We start from the raw sequence: 24,276 nt of genomic DNA, 5'->3' as shown, positions 1-24,276 counted from the left end.
TATACGCAGATTTATATCTCTCAACACAAACTAGATTTTAGAAAACAACCAAAAACAACCAACTACAAAAATTATGAACCACCATTTATCAATTGAAAAGCGAAATTTGGTTTTACTCTCGATGGCAAAGCTTGTCGAAGAAGAAAGAAACCAAATTATTCTGACGAATCAAGCTGATTTAGCCGCTTACAATGGCGAAGATCTAGCAATGGAAGAACGTTTAAAAGTAGATAACGCCAAGATTGATGAAATGATTCTGTCATTGAATCAATTGGCTTCTCAGGAAGACCCAGTTGGCGTGGAAAGGTTTCATTTTGTACACGATAACGGAATTAAAGTCAGTAATAAAACAGCAGCTTTTGGTACGATATTAATTATTTACGAATCAAGACCCGATGTAACTATCGAAGCTGGTGGAATTGCCTTTAAATCAGGAAATAAAATTTTGCTAAAAGGCGGAAAAGAAGCGCTAAAATCCAATTTAAAGATTGTGAGTTTATGGCATCAGGCTTTAGCAGAACACAATGTTTCGACAGAATGGGTGGAATATCTAAATTTCAATCGACAAGAAACCCAAGCTTTTTTAGAAAAACCAACACAAAAAGTAGATTTAATTGTACCACGTGGAGGCGAAAAATTAATAGAGTTTGTAAAAGCACATGCTACTTGCCCAGTAATCGTAAGCGGACGGGGAAATAATTTTGTTTATGTTCATAAAGAAGCAAATACAGATATTGCATTGAAAGTGATTCTGAATGCAAAAACATCCAAAATCTCAGCTTGCAACGCTGTAGATAAAGTTTTGGTAGATTCACGATTGCCAAATTTTGAAGGTTTTCTAGCCATTTTAATAGAAGAACTAGATGAATCGAAAGTGGAAATTATTGTAGATAAAACATTAGAATCTTTTGCGAACACAAGTGTTCTAAAAGACGAAGATATTTGGTATGAAGAGTTTCTTGATTATAAAATCGTACTAGGTACAATCGATTCAGAACAAGATGCTATTGCAAAAATAAATAAGTATTGTGGCGGACATTCGGCTGCGATTATTACAAGAAATAAAGATATTGCTCAGGAATTTATGGAATCTATAGATGCGGCAGCAGTTTATCATAATGCCTCGACAAGATTTACCGATGGAGGGCAACTTGGTTTAGGCGGAGAATTAGCCATAAGCACAGATAAATTACATCAGCGAGGACCAATCGGATTGCAACATCTGGTTACCAATAAGTGGTATATTTACGGAGAAGGGCAAATTCGATAATTAGACTTCTTAGATTGTTAGACTATCTTAGATTATTAGATAGTTAGATTTCTTAGAATTTAAGTCCCGAGGCTTCGGGATAGATTAATAATTCTCGATTGTTGGAATTTGGAATTTGGAATTTAAAATTTGGAATTTAACTATAGATTTAGCTTTGCGAACTCAGCGTTTATAAAGGTTTACAATATAAAAATCTTAGCGCCCTTTGTGGTTAATTTTAGATTTTAGATTGATGATTAACGATTTTAGATTTCAGATATAGCTTTGCGAACTCAGCGTTTGTAAACACAAACAGAATATAAAACCTTGCGCCCTTTGCGGTAAAAACGTTTACAATATAAAAACTTAGTCCCGAGGCTTCGGGATAGTAACTCAGAACCTTAGCCACTTAAAAAAAATGACTAAAAAAAGGATTTTATTAAAAATAGGAAGCAATACACTAACCAAAGAAACCAATCATATTTCCAGAGGAAAGATTGAAGATATTGGTATGCAAATTGCAGCTTTAAATGACAAATACGAATTTGTAATTGTAAGTTCCGGAGCTATTGCAGCAGCGAAACAATTTGTGAAATTAGAGAGCAAAGGCAAAGAGATTATTGTAAAACAAGCTTTGGCATCGATCGGACAACCTCATTTAATGCGGATTTTCCATGAGAACTTCAGTGATTTGGGATTATTGACTTCGCAATGTTTGTTATCCTATTCAGATTTCGAAAAAGAACAATCCAAAATCAATATTGTAAACACAATTAATGTTTTGGTCGAGAATAATTACATTCCGATTATCAATGAAAATGATACCGTTGCAACCGACGAAATTCAGTTTGGAGATAACGATAAATTAGCAGCATTAACAGCAGTTTTATTAAATGTAGATATCTTGATAATCGCCACAAACACAAGCGGAATTTATACAAAAGCATCTATACATAACGAAGTGCCAGAAACGATTGCTTTAGTGAATGATTTACAGCTTTTAGAAAAAGAAATCGGAGAATCTAAATCGTCACACGGAACAGGAGGAATGCAATCAAAAATTGAAGCAGCGGCAATCGCCAAAGCAGCAAATATCGAGACCTGGATTGTAAACGGACTAGAAGATAATTTTATTCTAAAAGCATTAAAGGATGAAATTCCTTTTACCAAGATTGTATAAAGATGTTGATTTGTTTAATCGTTTATTCGTTTAAATGACAAACTATCACTTTAATTCGAATTATGATTATTAAAAAGGAACACGGATGATACGGATTTTTAGAAATTATAATAAGAAAGAAAAGAAATCTGTTTTTATCAGCGTTTTCGCAATTGCGAATCAGTTTAATCAGCGTCCAAAAAACACAACAATAAATAAAGAAAACATAAACTATATTTTTAATTCAAATTATGATGATTATCAAAAGAAGAACGCGGATGATGCGGATTTGTTAAGGCAAAGACACAGATAAAAACAGATACTACTCTTAAAAATGTTGATTTGGTTAATCGGTCATTCGGTTAAACAATTAGACAAAAAACGATTAAACAATATATTATGAACTATATTTCAATTCAAGATATCAACTCATTATCAAAATGGGTTAAGAGTGCGTTAAAAATCAAGAAAAAACCACTAAAAAACCAACACCTGGGTAAGAACAAAACATTAGGAATGTTATTCTTTAATCCGAGTTTAAGAACGCGTTTAAGTACTCAAAAAGCAGCTATAAATTTAGGGATGAACGTAATGGTAATGAATTTTACCAACGAAGGATGGACGCTAGAGTTTGAGGATGGAGCGATTATGAACTCAGGAGCTTCAGAACATATCAAAGAAGCTGCCGAAGTAGTTTCTCAATACTGCGATATTATTGCTATTAGAGCCTTTGCAGGATTATTAGATAAAGAAAAAGACTATGCAGAAACCGTTATCTCGGGATTCTTAAAATACGCTACAGTTCCAATCGTAAATATGGAAAGTGCTGTTCGTCATCCAATGCAATCTTTGGCAGATGCTATTACAATGGAAGAGTTTAAGACTAAGCACAAGCCAAAAGTAGTACTTTCTTGGGCGCCACATCCTAAGGCTTTGCCACAAGCAGTTGCTAACTCATTTGTAGAAATGATGCAAATGAAAAAAAATGTCGACTTTGTAATTACACATCCCGAAGGATATGAACTAAGTCCAGAAATTACCAAGGATTCGAAAATAGAATACGATCAGGACAAAGCATTTGAAAATGCCGATTTTGTGTACGTAAAAAACTGGAGTAATTTTAACGATTACGGAAAAGTAACTAATTCAGATCCAAATTGGACAGTTACTGCCGAAAAAATGGCATTAACCAACAATGGAAAATTCATGCATTGCCTTCCTGTTCGTCGTAATGTAATTGTAAGTGATGAAGTTTTAGATGGCGAAAATTCAATTGTAATCGAGCAAGCTAATAACAGAACATACGCAGCACAATTGGTATTACAGAAGATTCTTAAAAAGTTATAAATAAAGGTACAAAGATACAAAGTTGCAGAGGTACAAAGGTTCTAGAAACCTTAAGAGAAACCTTTGAACCTTTGAGCCTTTGTTCCTCTGAACCTATAAAAAATGAACGTTACATTAATAAAAATTGGCGGTAATATAATCGATAATCCATCAGAATTGGAGAAATTCTTAACTGATTTCTCTAAGATAGAAGGACATAAAGTATTGATTCACGGTGGTGGAAAATCGGCTACAAAAATGGCCGAAAGTATTGGTTTAGTTCCGCAAATGATAGATGGTCGTCGTATAACCGATGCAGCAATGTTGGATGTTGCCGTGATGATTTATGCAGGACAAATCAATAAGAATATTGTAGCGCAATTGCAGGCAAAAAACAATAATGCAATTGGATTTTCGGGAGCCGATGGAAATTTAATCCAATCGACAAAAAGAAACCATCCAACAATCGATTATGGATTTGTAGGCGATGTAAAACAAGTAAATACAAGTTTATTGGCTACATTGCTAGAAAACAATATTGTACCAGTTTTTTGCGCCATTACGCACGATAAAAGCGGACAATTGCTAAACACAAATGCAGACACAATTGCAAGCGAGTTAGCAATTGCATTATCCGAAAATTTTGATGTTACGCTTACCTATTGTTTTGAAAAACAAGGTGTTTTATCAGATTCAGAAGACGATGATTCGGTTATTACCGAAATAAACGCCGAATTATACGAAAAACTAAAAGCCGAAAAAGTAATTCATTCCGGAATGATTCCAAAACTAGACAATTGTTTTAATAGCCTGTCTAAGGGAGTTCAGACCATAAAAATTGGACATCATAGTATGTTGCAAAATTCCAATATATTGCATACAACTATTAAATTATAAAAGAAAAAAGTTGTTAAGTTTCTAAGAAACCAAGACTTTTGTAATCTTAGAAACTCAGCCCCGAAGCTTCGGGATAGACTTCAGTACCTATCAAAAAATGAAAAATATAGAAACGCTTACTCAAGAAGCAATAGCATTATTAAAAAGTTTGATCGAAACCCCATCTTTTTCAAGTGAAGAAGATCAAACGGCACTTTTAATCGAAAATTGGTTCAATCAAAACGAGATTCCTTTTAAAAGAGAGAACAATAATGTGTGGGCTTTCAATAAATATTTCGACAAAAATAAACCAACACTATTACTGAATTCGCACCACGATACAGTAAAACCCAATCAAGCATATACCAACGATCCGTTTAAAGCAATTGTAAAAGAAGGCAAATTATTCGGTTTAGGAAGCAACGACGCAGGAGGATGTTTGGTTTCGTTATTGGCGACGTTTGTACATTTTTACAATAATGAAAACTTACCTCATAATCTAGTAATTGTAGCTTCGGCAGAAGAAGAAAGCAGCGGAAAAAACGGATTAAACAGCGTTTTACAACATTTACCAGAGCTAGATTGTGCCATTGTAGGTGAACCTACATTGATGCAATTGGCAGTAGCCGAAAAAGGGTTATTAGTTCTTGATGTAAAAGTAAAAGGAACAGCAAGCCACGCTGCACACCAAAACGATGATAACTCATTATACAATGCTATTCCCGTAATGGAATGGTTCCGAAACTATAAATACGATAAAATATCCGATGTTTTAGGACCGGTAAAAATGACCGTAACCCAGATAAACGCTGGGAAACAACATAATGTAGTGCCGTCAGAGTGTGATTTGGTGGTCGATATTCGTGTAACCGATTGTTACTCCAATACCGAAATTCTAGAAGTGGTAAAAGCTAATGTAAAAGCCGAAGTAACGCCACGGTCTATGCATCTTAATGCTTCGTCTATTCCAATTGCACACGCTTTAGTACAAGCCGGAATCGCTTTAGGAAGAACAACCTATGGCTCTCCAACACTTTCCGATCAATCCGTTTTAAGTTGCCAGTCATTAAAACTAGGACCAGGAGAAACATTACGTTCACACTCGGCAGATGAATTTATTTTTATCAACGAAATCGAAGAAGGAATCGAATTGTATATTAAAATACTAACCGATTTCTTTAAATTATAATAGTTATGCTTTTGTCATCCTGAGCGAAGTCGAAGGATAATAAGGAGCTATTTCCCGCTATCCGTTTCAATCTTTTATTTTTTAAAGGAAAAAATAAAAGGATTTTCACTGCTATCGGGGCTAAGGCATTTAGGAAATAAAGAAACATAGTAATAAAATTAAACTTTGTGAATCTTTGAGTTTTTTTTTGAGAAACTCTGTGAAACAAAACAACATACAGCTTATGAAACTTTGGGAAAAAGGAATTGCAACAGACAAACAAATCGAACATTTCACTGTTGGAAACGATAGAGAACTAGATTTGGTTTTGGCAAAATACGATGCATTAGGTTCAATAGCTCATGCAAAAATGCTGGGACAAATCGGACTTTTAACAGCCGATGAAACCAATTCGTTAGTAGATGCATTAAACGAAATCATTGTCGATGCCGAAAAAGGAAATTTCGTAATCGAAGATAGTTTTGAAGACGTACATTCTAAAATCGAATATTTGCTAACAGTAAAACTAGGAGATGCAGGAAAGAAAATCCATACGGCACGTTCACGTAACGACCAAGTTTTAGTCGATGTGCATTTATACCTAAAAGATGAAGTAAAAGCATTAAAAGAACAAGTAAAAAGTCTTTTTGATTTGTTAATGGAATCTGCAGAGAAACATCAAAATGTATTATTGCCAGGATATACACATTTGCAAATAGCAATGCCATCATCATTCGGGATGTGGTTCTCAGCCTATGCCGAGAGTCTTATCGACGATATTACGATGCTAAATGCAGCTGCCAAAATTGTAGATCAAAACCCACTAGGTTCTGCTGCAGGATACGGAAGTTCATTTCCTATAAACAGAACATTTACAACGCAAGAACTAGGTTTTGAAACCTTAAAATATAATGCCGTAGCAGCTCAAATGAGCCGTGGTAAGGCAGAGAAAACTGTTGCTTTTGCAATGAGCAGCGTTGCAGCAACGTTGTCTAAATTTGCAATGGACGTTTGCTTGTATATGAGTCAGAACTTTGATTTTATCAGTTTGCCATCACATCTTACAACAGGTTCAAGCATAATGCCACATAAAAAGAACCCAGATGTATTTGAATTGATACGTGGGAAATGCAATAAAATACAAGCATTACCATATGAAATCACGTTGATCACAAACAATTTACCAAGCGGATATCACAGAGATTTGCAGCTTTTAAAAGAAGGATTGTTTCCAGCAATTCAAAATCTTAAAGCCTGTTTAGATATTGCGATTTTTTCTATAAAAGATATCACAGTAAAAGACCATATCTTAGACGATAAAAAATATGATTACCTATTTACAGTAGATACATTAAATGAAATGGTTGTAGCAGGAATGCCGTTTAGAGATGCATACAAAGAAGTAGCTGAACAACTAGAAAACGGTACGTTTAAGTCGCCAAAAGAAACTAAACATACACATGAAGGAAGCATCAATAACTTATGTTTAGATGCCATAAAAAATAAGATGAAGAGTTCTTATTAATTCAGGAAAATGCGCTATGATATCATAGCGTTTTTTTTTGGTTAAAACCTTTTTTATTGAAAACAGAAAATTCATACTAAATACATATATTTGATACATAGTTATCTTAACCCGTTGGGTGTAATTAATTTTAACACATAGAAACATAGGTTTTGTATTCTCAAAGTAGGCGTTTCACTTATTTTAAATGCACATAGCAAAGCTATGTGAAAGAAAAGTATTTCTTTTTGTATTCTTTTTTATACATAAAATCTATGTTTCTATGTGTTAAATGAAATTTTTACGACCCGAACGAAGCGAAGAGACGAAGTAATTACACCCAATAGACTATCTTAAAGTAATAGTATGACACAATTTGATGAACAGGCAACTCAAAAACTTTTTGAGAACAATTTAATCACCGAAGAACAATTTATACAGGTAAAAGCCTATCGTAGTTTAGGGATTTTTTCGCTGCATAACGAATTAAAGTTATTTCTGTACCTGTCGGTTTTGTTATTTACAACAGGAATCGGAATCTTAATTTATCAAAACATCGATACAATTGGGCATGTAGCTATTTTATCTTTATTATTAATCGTAACGGTAATTTGTTTTTACTTTTGCTTTAAAAAATCAAAAGGATTCCAAAAAGAAGATTCTAGTTTTGAGAACCCCGTTTTACAATATTTAGTCCTTACAGCAACAATCCTCAGTTGTATTTTTGTAGGTTATATTCAGTTTCAATACCAGCTATTCGGTACCCACTACGGTTTAGCAACATTAGTTCCTACTATTATAAGTTTCTTTTGTGCGTATTATTTTGATAACAAAAGTGCCCTAACAATTGCAGTAACAGGTCTAGCTGCCTATATAGGATTGTCAGTAAGTCCGCAAACATTGCTACATAATGATTTTTATACTACAGATACCTTAAGTTATTCGGCAATTATATTAGGAGGTTTATTAATCCTTTGGACTATTTATAGCACAAAGATTAATTTAAAAACACACTTCAATTTTATCTACCTTACCTATGCTTTGCATTTAATAAGTATTGCTTCAATCAATAATTTATTTAATGGTTATTGGTTAATCTTTGTAATTGTTTTAGGAGCTTCTACCTATTATTTTTACAATGTAAGTTATAAAATTCCCGCAATTTCATTATTTGTGTTTACAATTTTATACGGGTATATCGGTACAAATATTGTAGTTTTTAAAATCTTAAACTTTATAAATGCTTACGAATTTTATGGATTGTTGATATTTGGAACTCCTTTATATATTATAGGTTCTATTATATTGTTCATTAAATTAATTAAAAACTTCAATAAACAAAAAGCAAATGATAGTATACAATAAGGATTTATTGAAGAATATTTTCTTGGTCAATGAGGCTGAGAAATTACAAAAAGCTAATTTTATTACTAAAGAGCAATTAGATACAGTTTCTAAAGAATTACCAGTTCTTAAAAGTCAGGATAATATATTAATACGTATTGGGTTCTTTTTGTTAGGAGCATTTTTATATTCATCTATTTGTGGGTTATTATCTATTTTTGGACTTACTTATAATGATGATTATTTAGCGGTCTTACTTTATGTATATGCAATAATAGGATTTGCAGGAACTGAATTTTTAGCAAAGCAAAAATATTATGGATATGGCTTAGATGATGCATTTGTACTAGGAGCACAATTAACTTTGGCGGCAGCAGTTATAATGTCTTTTGTAATGAGTATATCTCGAGTTACAGACCTTGATGTGCTATCTTGTATGATTACAGTAACCGTAGTTTCTTTACTATTATATCTGCGTTATATACATTTATCTTCAGCATTAATTTTTTGTTTAGCACTAACCACAACATTAGGATTTTTTGTCTTTAAGTATATCGAGCTGGGGAGTCTTTTCTTACCGTTTGTATTAATGATTTATGCAATCGGAATGTATTTTGTTAGTAAAAAGCTTCTTAAGGATTTAGCAGAGCCTTTTTATTATAACGGCATACTTTTGATGAAAAATTTTAGTTTAATTATATTTTATTTTTCAGGGAATTATATGGTTGTAAGAGAGTTTTCGGCTTTTTTATCAGGGATGTATTATGAGTTAAGTCCAGATGTTCCTTTTTCGTTATTCTTTTGGGCTTTCACGTTTATAGTTCCGGTTCTTTATTTGTTTTTTGGATTACGCAATAAAGACAGAATCTTACTTTGGATAGGTTTTTTAGCCTTTTGTTTTTCAATTTTTACTTTTAGAACCTATCATCATGTTTTGCCAGTAGAAGTTGCCTTGACTTTTGGAGGTTTATTGCTTTTTGCCTTTACTTATTTTGTGATAAGAAAGATAAGGGACAATGAAAAAGGAATAACATTTAAACCAGATCGTATCGATAGCTCAAATTCATTACTAAATGCCGAAGCCTTGATTATAGCTTCTACTTTTAATTTAAAACCAGAAATAAAAGCTGAAGAATCCCCAATGGAGTTTGGAGGAGGAGATTTTAGTGGAGGAGGCTCAGGAGGGAGTTTTTAGATTGTATATTTATAAGAAAAACGCTGAAATTTTAATTTCAGCGTTTTTTATTGTTAGCTAGATAATAAGCTTATAATCACTAAAATCAAAGTAAGTATAATTTCAATAATAGATAATTTTCGCTGATTTATAAATGAAACCAATGCTCTGTCAATTGCCAAAAGAATCAATAAACCAGATACACACCAAAGGACTACAAATCCACCCATGCTGCCGTAATTTGCTAAAGCATATAATCCAAAAGGAAAGCCAATTACAATTCCAATTATTGAAATTACAGAAACAAAAGTTCGTTTGTTTTTAATTATATCCATTTAAATTTTAAAGTATATATTTTCAAAAATCATCTTTGCTATATATTTATAAAGAAGAATTCTTAATCAAGGTATTGCTCGTATTCTTCAATTTTTGAGCGTAAACGATTTTCTAAATATTGATTTGCTCCTTTTAATTTTTCTAAAATTGTTTCAGCTTCTTCCTTATATTTTCTTTTTTTAGGACTATCCCAAGATTTAGGAGGTTTTTGTAAGTTTGTTATTCTATCTGCTAATTTCACAGCCCAAACTTCTTTTCTTTGGGGTAAAATTCGGTTCAAACTATCAAGCATTCTTTCTTCTTTTGGTAAATCACCATTCTTAGTGAGGGCAGAAACACCTTCAGCTATTTCAGTTCCAAATTCAAGTTCTAATTCATCAAATGTTGTAGCAGTATCTTCTATGGTATCATGTAATAGCGCAATTTGAGTAGCAAAGTTTAAGTCAAATTCCTTTGTGTTATTTGAAGCAATTAAAATTTCCATGGCCACATTGCTTAAATGGACAACATAAGGTAGTTGAGAATCAGGAATGAGTTGATTATTTTCTAAATGTTTAAGGGTAGCAAAAATTATTGTTTTTTGATAAATTGATTGGATATCCATTTAGTTTTATTGAAAATTAAACTTTCTCTTTCAATACTTCAGCATCAATATCGCTATGAGAAGCATTATATATTGACTTTCCGTCTTTGATAAGTAATAATTGAGGAGATTGGTGAACAACGTTAAAACGAGAAGCTATTTCGTTCGAAACATCACGATACGCTATTAAATCAAGAAAATATGCATTAACTTTATTGTCCAAATCGAACTCTTTTTCAAATTGTTTTAGTGCCATTCGGCTAATACTACATCTTGTACTATGTTTGAATATAAGAATTTGCTTATCTTTAGATGCCGTTTCGATTTCGTCTAATTGCTCCAAACTTGTTAAGGGAATCCAGTTTATTTTGGTTTCTGATGATTTATTTTGATCAGAATCTCCGAATAGTGATGATAAAAAACTCATGTTTTGTCGTTGTTTGTGACTTTTTGTCGTTTAAAAATGATAAAAATCAAATTTTAAGCGTCATTTTGTCTGTTTTATTGTTGTGGAATATAATTTGAGAAATAATAAACAAAGTTACTTATTAAAATAGAATCATAAATCATAAATCAAATAAAGATGAACATAAATAAATTTACAATCAAATCGCAAGAAGCAATTCAGCTCTCTCAGCAATTGGCCCAAAAAAATGGTCAACAGCAAATAGAGAATGAACATATCTTCAAGGCTATTTTTGAAGTTGATGAAAATGTGGCGCCATTTATTTTGAAAAAACTCAATGTAAATGTGCCTTTATTTCTTCAAATTCTAGATAGCACCATACAAAGCTTCCCAAAAGTTTCGGGAGGAGATGTAATGCTTTCCAGAGATGCGAATAAAGCATTGAACGAAGCGGAAATTATTGCACAAAAAATGAACGATGAATATGTTTCAATCGAACATTTAATGCTTGCAATTTTTGATTCAAAAAGTAAAGTTGCTCAAATATTAAAAGATCAAGGAGTAACAGGTAAAGGCTTAAAAGCTGCTATTGAAGAATTACGTAAAGGAGAACGTGTAACTTCAGCATCTGCCGAAGAAACATATAATTCTTTGAACAAATATGCTAAAAACTTAAATGAATTAGCACGTACAGGAAAATTAGATCCTGTTATCGGACGAGATGAAGAAATTAGACGTGTATTACAAATTTTAACACGTCGAACTAAAAATAACCCAATGTTAATTGGTGAGCCCGGAGTTGGTAAAACTGCAATTGCCGAAGGTTTAGCACGAAGAATCGTTAATGGTGACGTGCCAGAAAACCTAAAGGAGAAAATTGTGTTTTCGCTAGATATGGGAGCATTAATTGCCGGGGCAAAATATAAAGGTGAATTCGAAGAGCGATTAAAATCGGTAGTAAAAGAAGTTACTGCAGCCGAAGGTGATATCGTCTTGTTTATAGATGAGATTCATACACTTGTAGGAGCGGGTGGAGGAGAAGGCGCAATGGATGCGGCTAATATCCTAAAACCAGCATTGGCTCGTGGAGAATTAAGAGCGATTGGTGCAACAACTTTGGATGAATACCAAAAATATTTTGAAAAAGATAAAGCGCTTGAACGTCGTTTCCAAAAAATTATAATCGAAGAGCCAGATACTGAAAGTGCGATTTCAATTTTACGTGGAATCAAAGAAAAGTATGAAACACATCATAAAGTTCAGATAAAAGACGAAGCAATTATTGCTGCTGTAGAGCTTTCTCAACGTTATATTACCAATCGTTTCTTACCAGATAAAGCGATTGACTTAATGGACGAAGCTGCGTCTAAATTGCGTATGGAAATCAATTCAAAACCTGAGGAATTAGATGTTTTGGATAGAAAAATAATGCAGTTAGAAATTGAGATTGAGGCTATAAAACGTGAGAAAGAAGAAAGCAAGCTTAAAGCTTTACGAATGGAATTGGCGAACCTGAAAGAAGAACGTAATGAAATCTACGCTAAATGGAAATCTGAAAAAGATGTAGTAGATGGTATTCAGGCTGTAAAATTAGAGCTTGAAAACTTTAAACATGAAGCAGATCGTGCAGAGCGTGATGGTGATTACGGAAAAGTAGCTGAGATTCGTTATGGTAAAATTAAGGAAGCTCAAGAAAGACTGGATGTTTTATTGAAACAAATGCATGAATACCAATCTGGAAATTCTTTGATAAAAGAAGAAGTTACCAGAGAAGATATTGCCGAAGTTGTGGCAAAATGGACTGGTATTCCAGTAATGAAAATGCTTCAAACAGAAAGAGAAAAACTATTGCATCTGGAAGATGAGTTACACAGACGTGTAGTAGGTCAGGAAGAAGCAATCGAAGCAGTAAGTGATGCTGTAAGAAGAAGCAGAGCTGGTTTACAAGACATGAAAAAACCTGTGGGTACATTCCTGTTCTTAGGAACTACTGGTGTTGGTAAAACAGAGCTTGCAAAAGCATTGGCAGAGTATCTTTTTGATGATGAAAATGCCATGACCAGAATTGATATGAGTGAATATCAAGAACGCCATAGTGTGAGTAGATTAGTAGGTGCGCCTCCAGGATACGTAGGATATGATGAAGGAGGGCAATTAACAGAAGCTGTGCGTAGAAAACCGTATTCAGTAATTTTGTTAGATGAGATTGAGAAAGCGCACCCAGATACATTTAATATTTTATTACAAGTATTAGATGAAGGACGATTGACTGATAATAAAGGGCGTTTGGCCGATTTTAAAAATACGATTATCATCATGACTTCAAATATGGGAAGCCAGATTATACAAGAAAAATTTGAAAACCTAAAAGGTGGAATCGAAGCTGCTACAGAGGCTGCAAAAGTCGAAGTGCTTGCTTTATTAAAACAAACAGTACGTCCGGAATTTATAAACCGTATTGATGAGATTGTGTTGTTCCCACCTTTAACAGTGGACAATATTAAACAAATTGTTGGTTTACAATTAAAAAGTGTTACCAAAATGTTGGCTTTGCAAGGAATTACAATGGATGCAACTCCAGAAGCAGTTGCTTATTTATCAGATAAAGGATTTGATCCGCAATTCGGAGCAAGACCAGTAAAACGTGTTATACAAAGAGATGTTTTAAATCAATTGTCAAAAGAAATTTTGGCAGGAAAGATTACAACCGATAGTATTATTTTATTAGATGCTTTTGATGGTAAATTGGTTTTTAGAAACCAAACACCAGAATTGGCTAATTAATATTTAATTTTTAGTAGAGACGCACCGCAGTGCGTCTTTACATTTATAGTAAGCACCAGTCGTAAGGCTGGTGCTTTTTTTTGTAAAAACTGAAAATCAGTAAATCATGAAACTTTTTTTAAAATTATTATAAAAAAAAATCTAATTAAGTTCTCACCTTTACGTAAGCTGAGTTAAACTAGAATTAATACGATATAAAAACTTAAAAATAAATATTATGAACAACATATTTAGAGGGTTAATAGCAGGTTATGGAGCCAAAAAGCTAGGTAGCGGATGTTTTGGTACTATTTTCGTTTTTGTAATCATCTGGTTGCTTTTAGGACAATGTAGTTAATGAAAGCCAGATTGAAAATATTTGATTAAATCAGAAGAAAGAGATTTAAACAAAAAGTATTAGATTCGCACAAAATAACAAAATGCGTCAATTATTTTTTTGTGCCCTACACAAAGAGATTAGCGCAATTTTTAAAACAAAGATATGGCATCAGGTTTTTTCGTTCTATTAGATGATATTGCAGCAATTATGGATGATGTTGCGGTAATGAGTAAAGTTGCAGTAAAAAAAACAGCAGGTATATTAGGAGATGATTTGGCGGTTAATGCCGAAAAAGCTTCAGGATTTGTTTCTTCAAGAGAATTACCTGTATTATGGGCGATTGGTAAAGGTTCGTTTATTAATAAACTTATCATTTTGCCAATAGCATTTTTATTAAGTGCCTTTTTTCCAGTAGCAATTATTGTAATCTTGGTACTTGGTGGGGCTTTTTTAGCTTATGAAGGAGCCGAAAAAATATTTGAATTTTTCTTTCCACATAAACACGCAAAAATTGAGGTTACAGCACAAACTTTTTCAGAAGAAGAAATTTTAGCTGCCGAAAAAGAAAAAATAAAATCAGCAATAGTAACCGATTTTATATTATCTGTCGAGATAGTAATTATAGCATTAGGAACTGTAATAGAAAAACCTATTCTAACGCAAATTATGGTTGTTTCGATAATTGCAGTAGTAGCAACAATTGGAGTGTATGGCATTGTTGCGCTTATTGTAAGAATGGACGAATTAGGTTTAAAACTTATTCAGCTTAGTAAAAAAGAACGTAGTATATCAAAAACTATAGGGAATTTTTTAGTGCAGGCACTTCCAAAGGTGATTCAGAGTTTATCAGTAATTGGTACAATCGCTTTAATCCTGGTAGCAGGAGGTATATTTGTACATAATATTGATTTTTTCCATCATTTAGTTCCACAATTACCTTCTATCGTAAAAGAGTTTACTATAGGACTTGTAATCGGTTTTGTGGTTTTAGCGATTGTAACCCTAATCAAAAAAATGCTTCCTAAAAAAGAAGTAGCAGAATAAATAAAAAAGCAATTATTAAGGAACATCAGTCTAACGGCTGGTGTTTTTTTATGCCAAAAATGAAAATTTTAAAATTATTAATTTGTTGATTTTTAAGTATTTGTTGTTTTGTTTGGTTTTTTTAACATTTTTATGAAGCAACCATAGTAATCTATTTGCATCTATGTTATAATTAACAACAATAATTATTTATATGAAAAATTTTAAATTAAAAACAGTTTTAGTCGTATTATTCTTGTCAACAGCATTTATTGCATGCAGCAATGATGATGATAAAGAGGAAGAAAAACCACCAACTCCTGAGTTTGTAATAAAAGGTGCTTTGGCAACAGAAGTAAAAGGTCCTACAACTGGAAAATTAAATGAGGAACTTAGTTATGATGTAACTTATATAGTAGATAATACTTGTGGAGAATTCAGTAAAATTTCTGATGTAACAATTGGTAAAGACAAAGGATTACAAGTTGAGGTTAAATATCCAACAGGAGTTTGTACTACACAAGTTCCGGATCCTAAAAAAACGATCTATAAATTTAAATCGGCTACTGCTGGAACTTTTGAAATAAAATTCAAAAAATCAGAGACAGAATTCGTGATACAGAAAGTTGTTATTGAATAGTTTATTCAATAAAAGTAAATAGCTGTTAAAAGCGTAATGCTTTATATAGCTAATTTAAAAACCGTTTTATATTTATTTCTTTTATCAAAAACCATTGAAAAGAAATATTTATAAAACGGTTTTCTGTTACTATCTAGAAAATTAACTATTTTTGCAGTCTAAAAATTTTAAGTCATGCCGAATAAGAAATATAAAATTGCTGTTATTCAATTGAACCTTAATGATGTTGCCGAAAACAACTTGAAAAAGTGTATCAGTTGGGTAAAAGACGCTGCAAATAAAGGTGCCGAAGTTATATTATTGCCAGAATTATATAGCAGTCATTATTTTTGCCAAAGTGAAGATGTTGATAATTTTGCTTTAGCAGAACCATTATATAGTACTTCATTTATTGCATTTAGTGCTTTAGCTAAAGAATTAGGTGTAGTTATAATTGTTCCTTTCTTCGAAAAAAGAATGGCAGGAATATACCACAACAGTGCTTATATTATCGATACAGACGGATCTGAAGCTGGATTATACCGTAAAATGCATATTCCAGATGATCCACATTTTTACGAAAAATTCTATTTTACACCTGGAGATTTAGGTTTTCAAGCTATTGAAACAAAAAAAGGAAAAATAGGGACATTAATTTGTTGGGATCAATGGTATCCGGAAGCTGCTCGTATTACAGCCTTAAAAGGTGCTGAAGTATTGTTTTACCCAACTGCTATTGGATGGCATCCGAAAGAAAAAGAGCAATATGGTGAAAACCAATATGGAGCTTGGATGAACGTGATGAAAGGACATGCTGTTGCAAATGGTGTATTTGTTGCTGCTGCTAATAGAATTGGTTTAGAGCAATATATCGATGGTACAGACGGAATTCAGTTTTGGGGAGCTTCATTCATTGCAGGACCTCAAGGTGAAATTTTAGCGCAAGCGTCACATGATAAAGAAGAAATTCTTATTGCTGAAGTAGATTTAGATTTACAAGAAAATGTACGTCAGAACTGGCCATTTTTTAGAGACAGAAGAATAGATGCTTTTGGAGATATTACTAAAAGAGCAATCGACTAATTGAGTTGATTTATATAAAAGCAAAAAGGACAAAATTTACATTTTGTCCTTTTTTTGTTTGTAAAAGTAAAATTAAATTTATTTTACTTGGAAAGTAACTCTTCTTACGATTTGACGAGCTTCTTTAGAATTTTTATTCACAGAAGTATCTTCACCGTTAGCAATAACATTTAATCTAGATCCATCGATTCCAGCATTTAAAGCTACTTTTTTCACAGCTTCAGCTCTTTTTCTAGATAGCTCAGTGTTATAGCTAGAGCTTCCAATTTCGTCAGCATAACCTACGATATCTGCACTTTTTGATGGATTGTTTTTTAAGTATTTAACTAAAAAGTCAACACCAGATAAAGACGCATTTGTTGGTTTTGATGAGTTAAAGTCAAAATATACGTTTACATATCCTCCGTTAATTAACTCCTCAACAGTATTGTTTGTAGCGGTAGTATTTTTTTGCCCGTAGGTTTTATCTAAGTAACTTTCTAATTCATCTGGAACACCATTTTGATTGTTGTCAATAGATTGTCCTTTGGTATTTACGGCAACTCCAGCAATAGAATTTGGTTCTAAGTCATATAAATCGGCTACACCATCTTTATCGCTATCGATAAGACCTGTTTCGATAAGACCAACTCTTTCTTCTAATTTGTTGTACTTGTCGTTGTCTTCAGAATACCAATCGGCATGTTTTTCGTTTTTACCTAAGTAGAAAGTTAAACCTACAGAAGCATTTAATAATACACCGTCAAAGCTACCGCTTGTTGTTGGGCCCATTCCGTCGAAATTGTAATTTTGTCTTCCATTAACGATTCCGGTAAGATCTCCAGTTAAAGCAATTCTATTACTAAGTCTAACTTGTCCTGTAAGACCAAGAATTCCGTGACCTGTGTAATCTTTTCCGTCAAAACCTGTGTCAGAACTTAATTGAGAAACTCCAAATCCACCATGTGCTAACAGACCAAAAGTATTAGTCCAGGTTTCAAAGTTTAAAGCTCTACCAAGGTTAATAACCCCTTGCAAACTTGTTCTTAATTGTCTGCCTTCAAAGTCGGGAGTATCATCACGTTCTTTAAATTGATCATATCCAAAATCGAATTTCAAACCAAACTTTGGATTAAACATGTATCTTACCCCTAAATCTGCATGAAATGGGCTAAGTGTAGCAGTCGAATACCCTTCGGTCATTGTTCTGGTTGGTTTGTTTATACCACCATTTAATTCGATAGACCATTTATTATACGGATTTTTTTCAACTGAAGGTTGGGCAGAAGTTGTTGCCATGTTTTGGGCACCTGCTGCCACGGATAGTAATAAAAGCGATACGGAAGCTAATTTCTTTTTCATGATATCATTTGTTTAATTTGATTTTTGTGAGCTCTATTTTTTAAACTCAACATAAAATTAGAGTAATGATTTTAAAAGAGTGTTCTATCGGTATTATATAATTCCCATGTTTTAGGGCTTTGGCTAGAGTAAGATTGCTTTATTAGTATTGTATTTTTAATTATTTTAGAGAATATATATATTATAAGGAGAGGAAAAAATGAATATTGCACAATGATAAAAGTTACGAATGATTATCTTTGCTTTTTTAATTTAGAACCTTTTTATGACAACGAATAATAGAAGATTTCCTGCTGAATGGGAAAAACAACAAGGTATTGTATTGTGTTTTCCTCATAATGGTAAAGATTGGCCAGGGAAATACGAGGCAGTTCAATGGGCTTTTGTAGAGTTTATAAAAAAAGTAGCTACTTATGAAACTGTTTTCTTGGTAGTTGCTGATGAAGTTTTAAAAGCTAAAGTGAATGATATGCTCGAAAGAGCACGTGTAGATTTAAACAATGTTACTTATATTGTTCATAAGACTAACAGAAGTTGGATGCGTGATTCTGGACCAATTGTGGTTAAAAATGGAGATAAAAGAGAAGCATTAAACTTTAATTTTAATGGTTGGGCTAAATATAAAAATTATCAATTAGATAAATTTGTTCCAGCTAAAGTTGCTGATGTTTTAGATATTCCGCTTACACAAGTAATGTATAAAGGGAAACCAGTTATTGTAGAAGGTGGTGCGATTGATAGTAACGGAAGAGGTACCTTATTAACATCAGAAGAATGTTTGATGCACCCAAGTATCCAAGTTCGAAACCCAAATTTTACCAAAGAAGATTACGAAGCTGTTTTTAAAGAATATCTTGGAATAACCAATGTTATTTGGTTAGGAGATGGAATAGAAGGGGATGATACACATGGGCATATTGATGATTTGTGTCGTTTTGTAAACGAAGATACAATTGTTACGATTGTAGAAACAGATAAAAATGATGCAAACTACGAACCTTTGCAGGATAACTTAAAAAGGTTGCAAAATGCAAAGCTAGAGAACGGAAAATCTCCAATAATTGTTGCTTTGCCAATGCCTAAGCGAATAGACTTTGAAGATTTAAGATTGCCAGCAAGTTATGCTAATTTCTTAATTCTGAATAATTGCGTTTTGGTTCCTACTTTTAATGATAGTAATGATCGCATAGCACTAAATATCCTTTCGGAATGTTTCCCTGATAGAGAAGTAATCGGAATTAGTTGTGTTGATTTTATTTGGGGATTCGGAACATTACATTGTTTGAGCCAGCAAATACCTGTATAATTGGTTTTGATGAGTTAATATGAAGTTTGAGAATGTAAAAGGTTAAATTACAGAAAGATGAATGGAATGAAATTTAAAATATTTTCAGTTTTAATTGTGTTTTTGGTTTTAGTAAGCTGTGTCTCAAAAAAGAATAACTTAACAAATGAAAATTTTGAATTTGTTAGTGGCAATGAAAAAGTAATTTTTGAAATTTCGACTGGAAATAAATATTTAGAATCGAATGTTTTAACGAAAACTAAATTTAAGTTTGAAAATATTAATCCAAAAAATGTAAATCTTTCAGGGAAGACAATTCGGATTCTAAAAGGAAATGATGAAAATGAATTACTGGTAGAAATGTCGCCCAAAAAAGAAGATTTAGAAAACGGAAAATTAAAGATATTTGTTTCTTATAGAAGTAATAATGAATTTAAGACATTTGAGTTTAATATTCCAGTAAAATTATAAAATAGAGTAAAGCTAAAAAGAGGCGATTTTAAATTTAAAATCGCCTCTTTTTTATTATTCTGAATCAAGATCTCTTCATTGTCTCACGAAAGGAGCAAGTAATTGGCTTGAAACTTCTCCAAAACCAATACGAACTTCATTGCTCTCGCAATATCCTCTCATAATTACAGTATCGTTATCTTCGATAAATTTACGTTCGCTACCATCATTTAACTTTAAAGGATTTTTTCCTCCCCAAGTTAGTTCCAGCATAGATCCGCAACTGTCTGGAGTAGGTCCGGATATTGTTCCAGAACCCATCATGTCGCCAGAATTAACACGACAACCATTAGAGGTATGATGTGCTAATTGTTGACTCATTGACCAATACATATATTTAAAATTCGATCTGGAAACTACCGTTTCTTCTTTATCTAATGGTTTAATAGAAACTTCTAAATTGATATCAAAAGCTTTCTTTCCTTTAGTTTGTAAGTAAGGAAGCGGAGATGGGTCTTGTTTAGGTCCTTTGGTTCTAAAAGGCTCTAAAGCATCCATGGTAACAATCCAAGGAGAAATAGAAGAAGCAAAGTTCTTAGCCAAGAAAGGTCCTAAAGGCACATACTCCCATTTTTGGATATCGCGTGCACTCCAGTCATTCAATAAAACCATTCCGAAAATATATTCTTCAGCTTCATAAGCAGGAATAGGTTCTCCCATTATGTTGGCATCAGTTGTAATAAATGCTGTTTCTAGTTCAAAATCAATAGATCTTGATGGACCAAAAACAGGAGAGTTCTCTCCATTAGGAAGCGTTTGTCCCATTGGTCTGTGTACAGGAATTCCAGAAGGAATAATAGTCGAACTTCTTCCGTGGTATCCTACAGGAATGTGTAACCAGTTTGGGAACAAAGCATTTTCCGGATCACGGAACAATTTACCTACATTGGTAGCATGCTCTCTGCTTGAGTAAAAATCGGTATAATCACCAATTAAAACAGGTAATTGCATTTCGACATCATCAATTTTAAAAATGACTATATCTCTATCTTTTGTAGAATCTCTTAATTGTGGATTGTTAATGTCAAATATATCGGCAATACGGTTTCTAACCAATCTCCAAGTTTTTTTTCCATCAGAAATGAAATCGTTTAGAGTGTCTTGCATAAACATATCATCAGTTAAATCAATTCCTGAGAAATAGCTTAATTGTTGCAAAGCACCTAAATCTATGGCGTAGTCGCCAATTCTTGTTCCAACCGTTACTATATTTTCTTTGGTAAGAAAAACACCGAAGGGAATGTTTTGAATAGGAAAGTCACTATTCTCTGGTACATCTAACCATGATTTTCGTTTAGTATCGTTGGCAGTTATCGGCATGTGCATGTTAATTATTTGTTGAAAAATTCTATGTCAAATATATCATAATCTAACAGTTTGACAAACGTTTTTTTGTATTTTTGCATCAAATTAACGAAAAACTAAAAAATGCAACGCGACGAACAAATTTTTGATCTTATTCTTGAAGAACAAGAGAGACAAATTCACGGATTAGAACTAATCGCTTCAGAAAATTTTGTAAGTGATGAGGTAATGGAAGCAGCTGGTTCTGTTTTAACAAATAAATATGCAGAAGGTTATCCAGGCAAAAGATACTACGGAGGTTGTGAAGTAGTTGACGTTATTGAGCAAATTGCTATCGATAGAGCCAAAGAGTTATTTGGAGCTACTTATGCAAACGTACAACCACATTCAGGATCACAAGCAAATACTGCTGTTTATCATGCATGTTTAAAGCCAGGAGATAAAATTTTAGGATTTGACTTATCTCACGGAGGTCACTTAACTCACGGGTCTCCAGTAAACTTTTCGGGACGTTTATATACTCCGGTTTTTTATGGTGTAGATAAAGAGACAGGACGTTTAGATTATGATAAAATTCAAGAAATTGCTACTAAAGAGCAACCAAAATTAATCATCGCAGGAGCTTCGGCTTATTCTCGTGATATGGATTTTGAGCGTTTTAGAGTAATTGCAGATAGCGTAGGAGCAATCTTATTTGCTGACATTTCACATCCAGCAGGACTTATTGCTAAAGGATTAATGAATGACCCAATTCCTCATTGTCATATCGTTTCTACTACAACACACAAAACATTACGTGGACCACGTGGAGGTTTAATCTTGATGGGTAAAGATTTTGAAAACCCACTAGGATTAATAAATCCAAAAGGAGAAATCAGAATGATGTCTGCATTATTAGACTTAGCTGTATTCCCTGGTAACCAAGGAGGTCCTTTAATGCATATTATTGCTGCAAAAGCGGTTGCTTTTGGAGAAGCATTACAAGATGAGTTCTTTACTTATGCAATGCAATTAAAAAAGAATGCAAATGCTATGGCAGAAGCTTTCGTAAAAAGAGGATACGATATTATTTCTGGAGGAACTGACAATCACATGATGTTAATTGACCTTAGAAATAAAGGAATTTCAGGTAAAGAAGCTGAAAATGCATTGGTAAAAGCTGAAATTACTGTAAATAAAAATATGGTTCCATTTGATGATAAATCACCATTTGTAACTTCAGGAATTCGTGTAGGAACAGCAGCAATCACAACTCGTGGTCTTGTTGAAGATGACATGGAAACTATCGTTGCATTAATCGATAGAGTATTAACAAATCACACAAGTGAAGAAGTTATCGAAGAGGTTGCTAACGAAGTAAATGAAATGATGAGCGAAAGAGCAATCTTCGTTTATTAAGAATATTTTATTTAAAAAGATTAAGGTTTAAAGTTTAAGGTTTTGTTGATATCGAAAGCTATCACAAAAGTTTTAAACTTTAAACTTTTTTACTTCCAGCCCTAACTTTAAATACTTTTTTAAACATTAAACAAAAAGAAAAATGGGTGTATTAAGATTACAGTTGCCAACTGACCCAAGATGGGTAAATATAGTAGAGAAAAATATTGAAGAGATATTAACGGATCATGCTTGGTGCGAACAAAAAGCTGCAACAAACGCTATCACGATAATTACGAATAACTCAGAACATCAAGATTTAGTTAAGGATTTATTGGCTCTAGCCAAAGAAGAAATTGACCATTTTGAGCAAGTACATAATATCATCATCAAAAGAGGATTAAAACTTGGTCGTGAGCGCAAAGACGATTATGTAAATGAATTGTATTTATATATGAAGAAAAGCGGTGACGGAAGTCGTGTTTCTAGCTTAGTCGAAAGATTACTATTCTCAGCAATGATTGAGGCAAGAAGCTGCGAACGTTTTAAAGTACTTTCGGAAAATATCAATGACGAAGAATTATCTGTTTTTTATAGAGATTTGATGGAAAGTGAAGCAGGGCATTATACCACTTTTATTACTTATGCCAGAAAATACGGAGTTGGGATTGATGTAGAGAAACGTTGGAGAGAGTGGCTTGCCTACGAAGAATCAATAATTACCAATTACGGAAAAGGAGAGACGATTCACGGGTAAGATTAGTGTTCAGTGGCAGTATTCAGTCTCAGTGTTTAGTGGCAGTGCTCAGTTTCAGTAAACAGTGACGGCGCTCAGTCTCAGTTTTAGTAACAGTGTTTAGTGTCATCCTGAGCGGAGTCGAAGGACATTCCAATTATCCATATAGTCTAAAAATCTAAGAAATCTAACAATCTAAGAAGTCTAACAATCTAAGTCAGTCTAACAATCTAAGAAGTCTAAAAAAATGATTACACTTAAAACAGCATCAGCAACAGATATACCTACAATAAGAGAAATTGCATTTAAAACCTGGCCTAATACTTATGGCGAAATCCTATCTCAAGAACAACTTGATTATATGCTGGACAAATTTTATGAGCCAGCTCTTTTAGAAGAAAGCATTCGTAACGGACATATTTTTACTATGGCTTACGAGGATGATTTTTGTCTTGGTTATGCTGGATATCAACATAATTATCAAGACAAGAATGCTACACGCTTAAATAAACTGTATTTGCTTCCAGAAGCACAAGGAAAAGGTATGGGGAAAATATTAATTGATGTTGTTGTGGCTGCAGCCAAAGAGAAAGAAGCAGATATCGTTACTCTGAATGTAAATAGATTTAATAAAGCAGCTTCTTTTTATAAAAAAATGGGATTCGAAATTGTAGCCGAAGCTGATATTGAGCTAGATCACGGGTATTTAATGGAAGACTTTATTATGGAAATGAAAGTAAAGTAATAACCTACTTTATTCAATTCTTAA

General features: G+C 33.0%; 22 protein-coding genes. 17 read left to right on the top strand and 5 right to left on the bottom strand.

The window, feature by feature from the left end:
- Nucleotides 1-73: 73 nt before the first annotated feature.
- The 8 genes from AC3IPI_RS20770 (at nt 74) to AC3IPI_RS20735 (ending at nt 9,821) form a co-directional block, all read left to right on the top strand.
- The gene (locus AC3IPI_RS20770; RefSeq protein ID WP_489155432.1) at nt 74-1,270 is read left to right on the top strand and encodes a glutamate-5-semialdehyde dehydrogenase; all 1,197 of its coding nucleotides are present in this window, start codon (nt 74-76) and stop codon (nt 1,268-1,270) included.
- A 397-nt stretch (nt 1,271-1,667) separates the two neighbouring features.
- Nucleotides 1,668-2,429, top strand: a complete 762-nt coding sequence (gene proB / locus AC3IPI_RS20765; protein ID WP_489155430.1) for a glutamate 5-kinase — start codon at nt 1,668-1,670, stop codon at nt 2,427-2,429.
- Between the two features lie 378 nt (nt 2,430-2,807).
- Entirely contained in the window at nt 2,808-3,755 is a 948-nt protein-coding gene (locus AC3IPI_RS20760) for an N-acetylornithine carbamoyltransferase (protein WP_039113043.1), read from the top strand.
- A 102-nt stretch (nt 3,756-3,857) separates the two neighbouring features.
- Nucleotides 3,858-4,631, top strand: coding sequence for an acetylglutamate kinase (gene argB, locus AC3IPI_RS20755; protein WP_489155428.1), 774 nt, complete (start codon nt 3,858-3,860; stop codon nt 4,629-4,631).
- A 97-nt stretch (nt 4,632-4,728) separates the two neighbouring features.
- A complete protein-coding gene (locus tag AC3IPI_RS20750; RefSeq protein ID WP_489155426.1) occupies nt 4,729-5,799 on the top strand; it encodes a M20 family metallo-hydrolase in 1,071 nt (356 codons plus the stop codon).
- Between the two features lie 223 nt (nt 5,800-6,022).
- Nucleotides 6,023-7,303 carry an argininosuccinate lyase gene (gene argH, locus AC3IPI_RS20745; RefSeq protein WP_489155424.1) on the top strand — a complete coding sequence of 427 codons (1,281 nt, stop codon included), beginning with the start codon at nt 6,023-6,025 and terminating at the stop codon, nt 7,301-7,303.
- Between the two features lie 345 nt (nt 7,304-7,648).
- The gene (locus AC3IPI_RS20740; protein WP_489155422.1) at nt 7,649-8,647 is read left to right on the top strand and encodes a DUF2157 domain-containing protein; all 999 of its coding nucleotides are present in this window, start codon (nt 7,649-7,651) and stop codon (nt 8,645-8,647) included.
- Nucleotides 8,631-9,821 (top strand): hypothetical protein, encoded by a 1,191-nt coding sequence (locus AC3IPI_RS20735; protein WP_489155420.1) that lies wholly within the window; start codon nt 8,631-8,633, stop codon nt 9,819-9,821. Before AC3IPI_RS20740 ends, AC3IPI_RS20735 begins: the two co-directional genes overlap by 17 nt.
- Nucleotides 9,822-9,874: 53 nt before the next feature.
- Here the strand turns inward: AC3IPI_RS20735 and AC3IPI_RS20730 are convergent, their stop codons facing one another.
- The 3 genes from AC3IPI_RS20730 to ytxJ form a co-directional block, all read right to left on the bottom strand.
- On the bottom strand, nt 9,875-10,135 hold the full coding sequence (locus tag AC3IPI_RS20730) for a hypothetical protein (protein ID WP_489155418.1): 261 nt from the start codon (nt 10,133-10,135) through the stop codon (nt 9,875-9,877).
- Between the two features lie 62 nt (nt 10,136-10,197).
- Nucleotides 10,198-10,740 carry an HD domain-containing protein gene (locus AC3IPI_RS20725; RefSeq protein ID WP_489155416.1) on the bottom strand — a complete coding sequence of 181 codons (543 nt, stop codon included), beginning with the start codon at nt 10,738-10,740 and terminating at the stop codon, nt 10,198-10,200.
- Between the two features lie 16 nt (nt 10,741-10,756).
- On the bottom strand, nt 10,757-11,146 hold the full coding sequence (gene ytxJ / locus AC3IPI_RS20720; protein ID WP_039118298.1) for a bacillithiol system redox-active protein YtxJ: 390 nt from the start codon (nt 11,144-11,146) through the stop codon (nt 10,757-10,759).
- A 156-nt stretch (nt 11,147-11,302) separates the two neighbouring features.
- Between ytxJ and clpB the strand changes: the two genes are divergently transcribed.
- The 4 genes from clpB (at nt 11,303) to AC3IPI_RS20700 (ending at nt 16,953) form a co-directional block, all read left to right on the top strand.
- On the top strand, nt 11,303-13,909 hold the full coding sequence (gene clpB / locus AC3IPI_RS20715; RefSeq protein ID WP_489155414.1) for an ATP-dependent chaperone ClpB: 2,607 nt from the start codon (nt 11,303-11,305) through the stop codon (nt 13,907-13,909).
- Nucleotides 13,910-14,390: 481 nt separating this feature from the next.
- Nucleotides 14,391-15,272 (top strand): DUF808 domain-containing protein, encoded by an 882-nt coding sequence (locus AC3IPI_RS20710; protein WP_086895711.1) that lies wholly within the window; start codon nt 14,391-14,393, stop codon nt 15,270-15,272.
- 193 nt (nt 15,273-15,465) lie between these two features.
- Nucleotides 15,466-15,891, top strand: a complete 426-nt coding sequence (locus AC3IPI_RS20705) for a hypothetical protein (RefSeq protein WP_039113034.1) — start codon at nt 15,466-15,468, stop codon at nt 15,889-15,891.
- A gap of 174 nt (nt 15,892-16,065) precedes the next feature.
- On the top strand, nt 16,066-16,953 hold the full coding sequence (locus AC3IPI_RS20700; protein WP_035620980.1) for a carbon-nitrogen hydrolase: 888 nt from the start codon (nt 16,066-16,068) through the stop codon (nt 16,951-16,953).
- A 78-nt stretch (nt 16,954-17,031) separates the two neighbouring features.
- On the opposite strand, the gene AC3IPI_RS20695 is transcribed toward AC3IPI_RS20700, so the two are convergent.
- Nucleotides 17,032-18,294, bottom strand: coding sequence for an OmpA family protein (locus AC3IPI_RS20695; protein ID WP_039113031.1), 1,263 nt, complete (start codon nt 18,292-18,294; stop codon nt 17,032-17,034).
- A 265-nt stretch (nt 18,295-18,559) separates the two neighbouring features.
- Here AC3IPI_RS20695 and AC3IPI_RS20690 point away from each other — a divergent pair, with 265 nt between their 5' ends.
- Both AC3IPI_RS20690 and AC3IPI_RS20685 read left to right on the top strand, forming a co-directional pair.
- Nucleotides 18,560-19,600, top strand: a complete 1,041-nt coding sequence (locus AC3IPI_RS20690; RefSeq protein ID WP_039113030.1) for an agmatine deiminase family protein — start codon at nt 18,560-18,562, stop codon at nt 19,598-19,600.
- 66 nt (nt 19,601-19,666) lie between these two features.
- Entirely contained in the window at nt 19,667-20,050 is a 384-nt protein-coding gene (locus AC3IPI_RS20685) for a hypothetical protein (RefSeq protein WP_489155410.1), read from the top strand.
- 75 nt (nt 20,051-20,125) lie between these two features.
- Here the strand turns inward: AC3IPI_RS20685 and fahA are convergent, their stop codons facing one another.
- Nucleotides 20,126-21,409 carry a fumarylacetoacetase gene (gene fahA / locus AC3IPI_RS20680; RefSeq protein WP_086894340.1) on the bottom strand — a complete coding sequence of 428 codons (1,284 nt, stop codon included), beginning with the start codon at nt 21,407-21,409 and terminating at the stop codon, nt 20,126-20,128.
- A 108-nt stretch (nt 21,410-21,517) separates the two neighbouring features.
- Between fahA and glyA the strand changes: the two genes are divergently transcribed.
- From glyA to AC3IPI_RS20665, 3 genes are all read left to right on the top strand, one after another.
- Nucleotides 21,518-22,792, top strand: coding sequence for a serine hydroxymethyltransferase (glyA, locus tag AC3IPI_RS20675; protein ID WP_489155408.1), 1,275 nt, complete (start codon nt 21,518-21,520; stop codon nt 22,790-22,792).
- Between the two features lie 142 nt (nt 22,793-22,934).
- On the top strand, nt 22,935-23,528 hold the full coding sequence (locus AC3IPI_RS20670; protein WP_039118306.1) for a MiaE family protein: 594 nt from the start codon (nt 22,935-22,937) through the stop codon (nt 23,526-23,528).
- Nucleotides 23,529-23,754: 226 nt separating this feature from the next.
- A complete protein-coding gene (locus tag AC3IPI_RS20665) occupies nt 23,755-24,252 on the top strand; it encodes a GNAT family N-acetyltransferase (RefSeq protein ID WP_039118307.1) in 498 nt (165 codons plus the stop codon).
- The last annotated feature ends 24 nt before the right edge of the window (nt 24,253-24,276 follow it).

Source organism: Flavobacterium sp. GL_143, from assembly GCF_057834355.1.
This window is presented reverse-complemented; position numbering and strand designations above follow the sequence as displayed.

Coding starts and splice junctions, on each gene's coding strand:
- AC3IPI_RS20770 (WP_489155432.1), top strand. CDS start 74: ATGAACCACCATTTATCAATTGAAAAGCGAAATTTGGTTTTACTCTCG.
- proB (WP_489155430.1), top strand. CDS start 1,668: ATGACTAAAAAAAGGATTTTATTAAAAATAGGAAGCAATACACTAACC.
- AC3IPI_RS20760 (WP_039113043.1), top strand. CDS start 2,808: ATGAACTATATTTCAATTCAAGATATCAACTCATTATCAAAATGGGTT.
- argB (WP_489155428.1), top strand. CDS start 3,858: ATGAACGTTACATTAATAAAAATTGGCGGTAATATAATCGATAATCCA.
- AC3IPI_RS20750 (WP_489155426.1), top strand. CDS start 4,729: ATGAAAAATATAGAAACGCTTACTCAAGAAGCAATAGCATTATTAAAA.
- argH (WP_489155424.1), top strand. CDS start 6,023: ATGAAACTTTGGGAAAAAGGAATTGCAACAGACAAACAAATCGAACAT.
- AC3IPI_RS20740 (WP_489155422.1), top strand. CDS start 7,649: ATGACACAATTTGATGAACAGGCAACTCAAAAACTTTTTGAGAACAAT.
- AC3IPI_RS20735 (WP_489155420.1), top strand. CDS start 8,631: ATGATAGTATACAATAAGGATTTATTGAAGAATATTTTCTTGGTCAAT.
- AC3IPI_RS20730 (WP_489155418.1), bottom strand. CDS start 10,135: ATGGATATAATTAAAAACAAACGAACTTTTGTTTCTGTAATTTCAATA.
- AC3IPI_RS20725 (WP_489155416.1), bottom strand. CDS start 10,740: ATGGATATCCAATCAATTTATCAAAAAACAATAATTTTTGCTACCCTT.
- ytxJ (WP_039118298.1), bottom strand. CDS start 11,146: ATGAGTTTTTTATCATCACTATTCGGAGATTCTGATCAAAATAAATCA.
- clpB (WP_489155414.1), top strand. CDS start 11,303: ATGAACATAAATAAATTTACAATCAAATCGCAAGAAGCAATTCAGCTC.
- AC3IPI_RS20710 (WP_086895711.1), top strand. CDS start 14,391: ATGGCATCAGGTTTTTTCGTTCTATTAGATGATATTGCAGCAATTATG.
- AC3IPI_RS20705 (WP_039113034.1), top strand. CDS start 15,466: ATGAAAAATTTTAAATTAAAAACAGTTTTAGTCGTATTATTCTTGTCA.
- AC3IPI_RS20700 (WP_035620980.1), top strand. CDS start 16,066: ATGCCGAATAAGAAATATAAAATTGCTGTTATTCAATTGAACCTTAAT.
- AC3IPI_RS20695 (WP_039113031.1), bottom strand. CDS start 18,294: ATGAAAAAGAAATTAGCTTCCGTATCGCTTTTATTACTATCCGTGGCA.
- AC3IPI_RS20690 (WP_039113030.1), top strand. CDS start 18,560: ATGACAACGAATAATAGAAGATTTCCTGCTGAATGGGAAAAACAACAA.
- AC3IPI_RS20685 (WP_489155410.1), top strand. CDS start 19,667: ATGAAATTTAAAATATTTTCAGTTTTAATTGTGTTTTTGGTTTTAGTA.
- fahA (WP_086894340.1), bottom strand. CDS start 21,409: ATGCCGATAACTGCCAACGATACTAAACGAAAATCATGGTTAGATGTA.
- glyA (WP_489155408.1), top strand. CDS start 21,518: ATGCAACGCGACGAACAAATTTTTGATCTTATTCTTGAAGAACAAGAG.
- AC3IPI_RS20670 (WP_039118306.1), top strand. CDS start 22,935: ATGGGTGTATTAAGATTACAGTTGCCAACTGACCCAAGATGGGTAAAT.
- AC3IPI_RS20665 (WP_039118307.1), top strand. CDS start 23,755: ATGATTACACTTAAAACAGCATCAGCAACAGATATACCTACAATAAGA.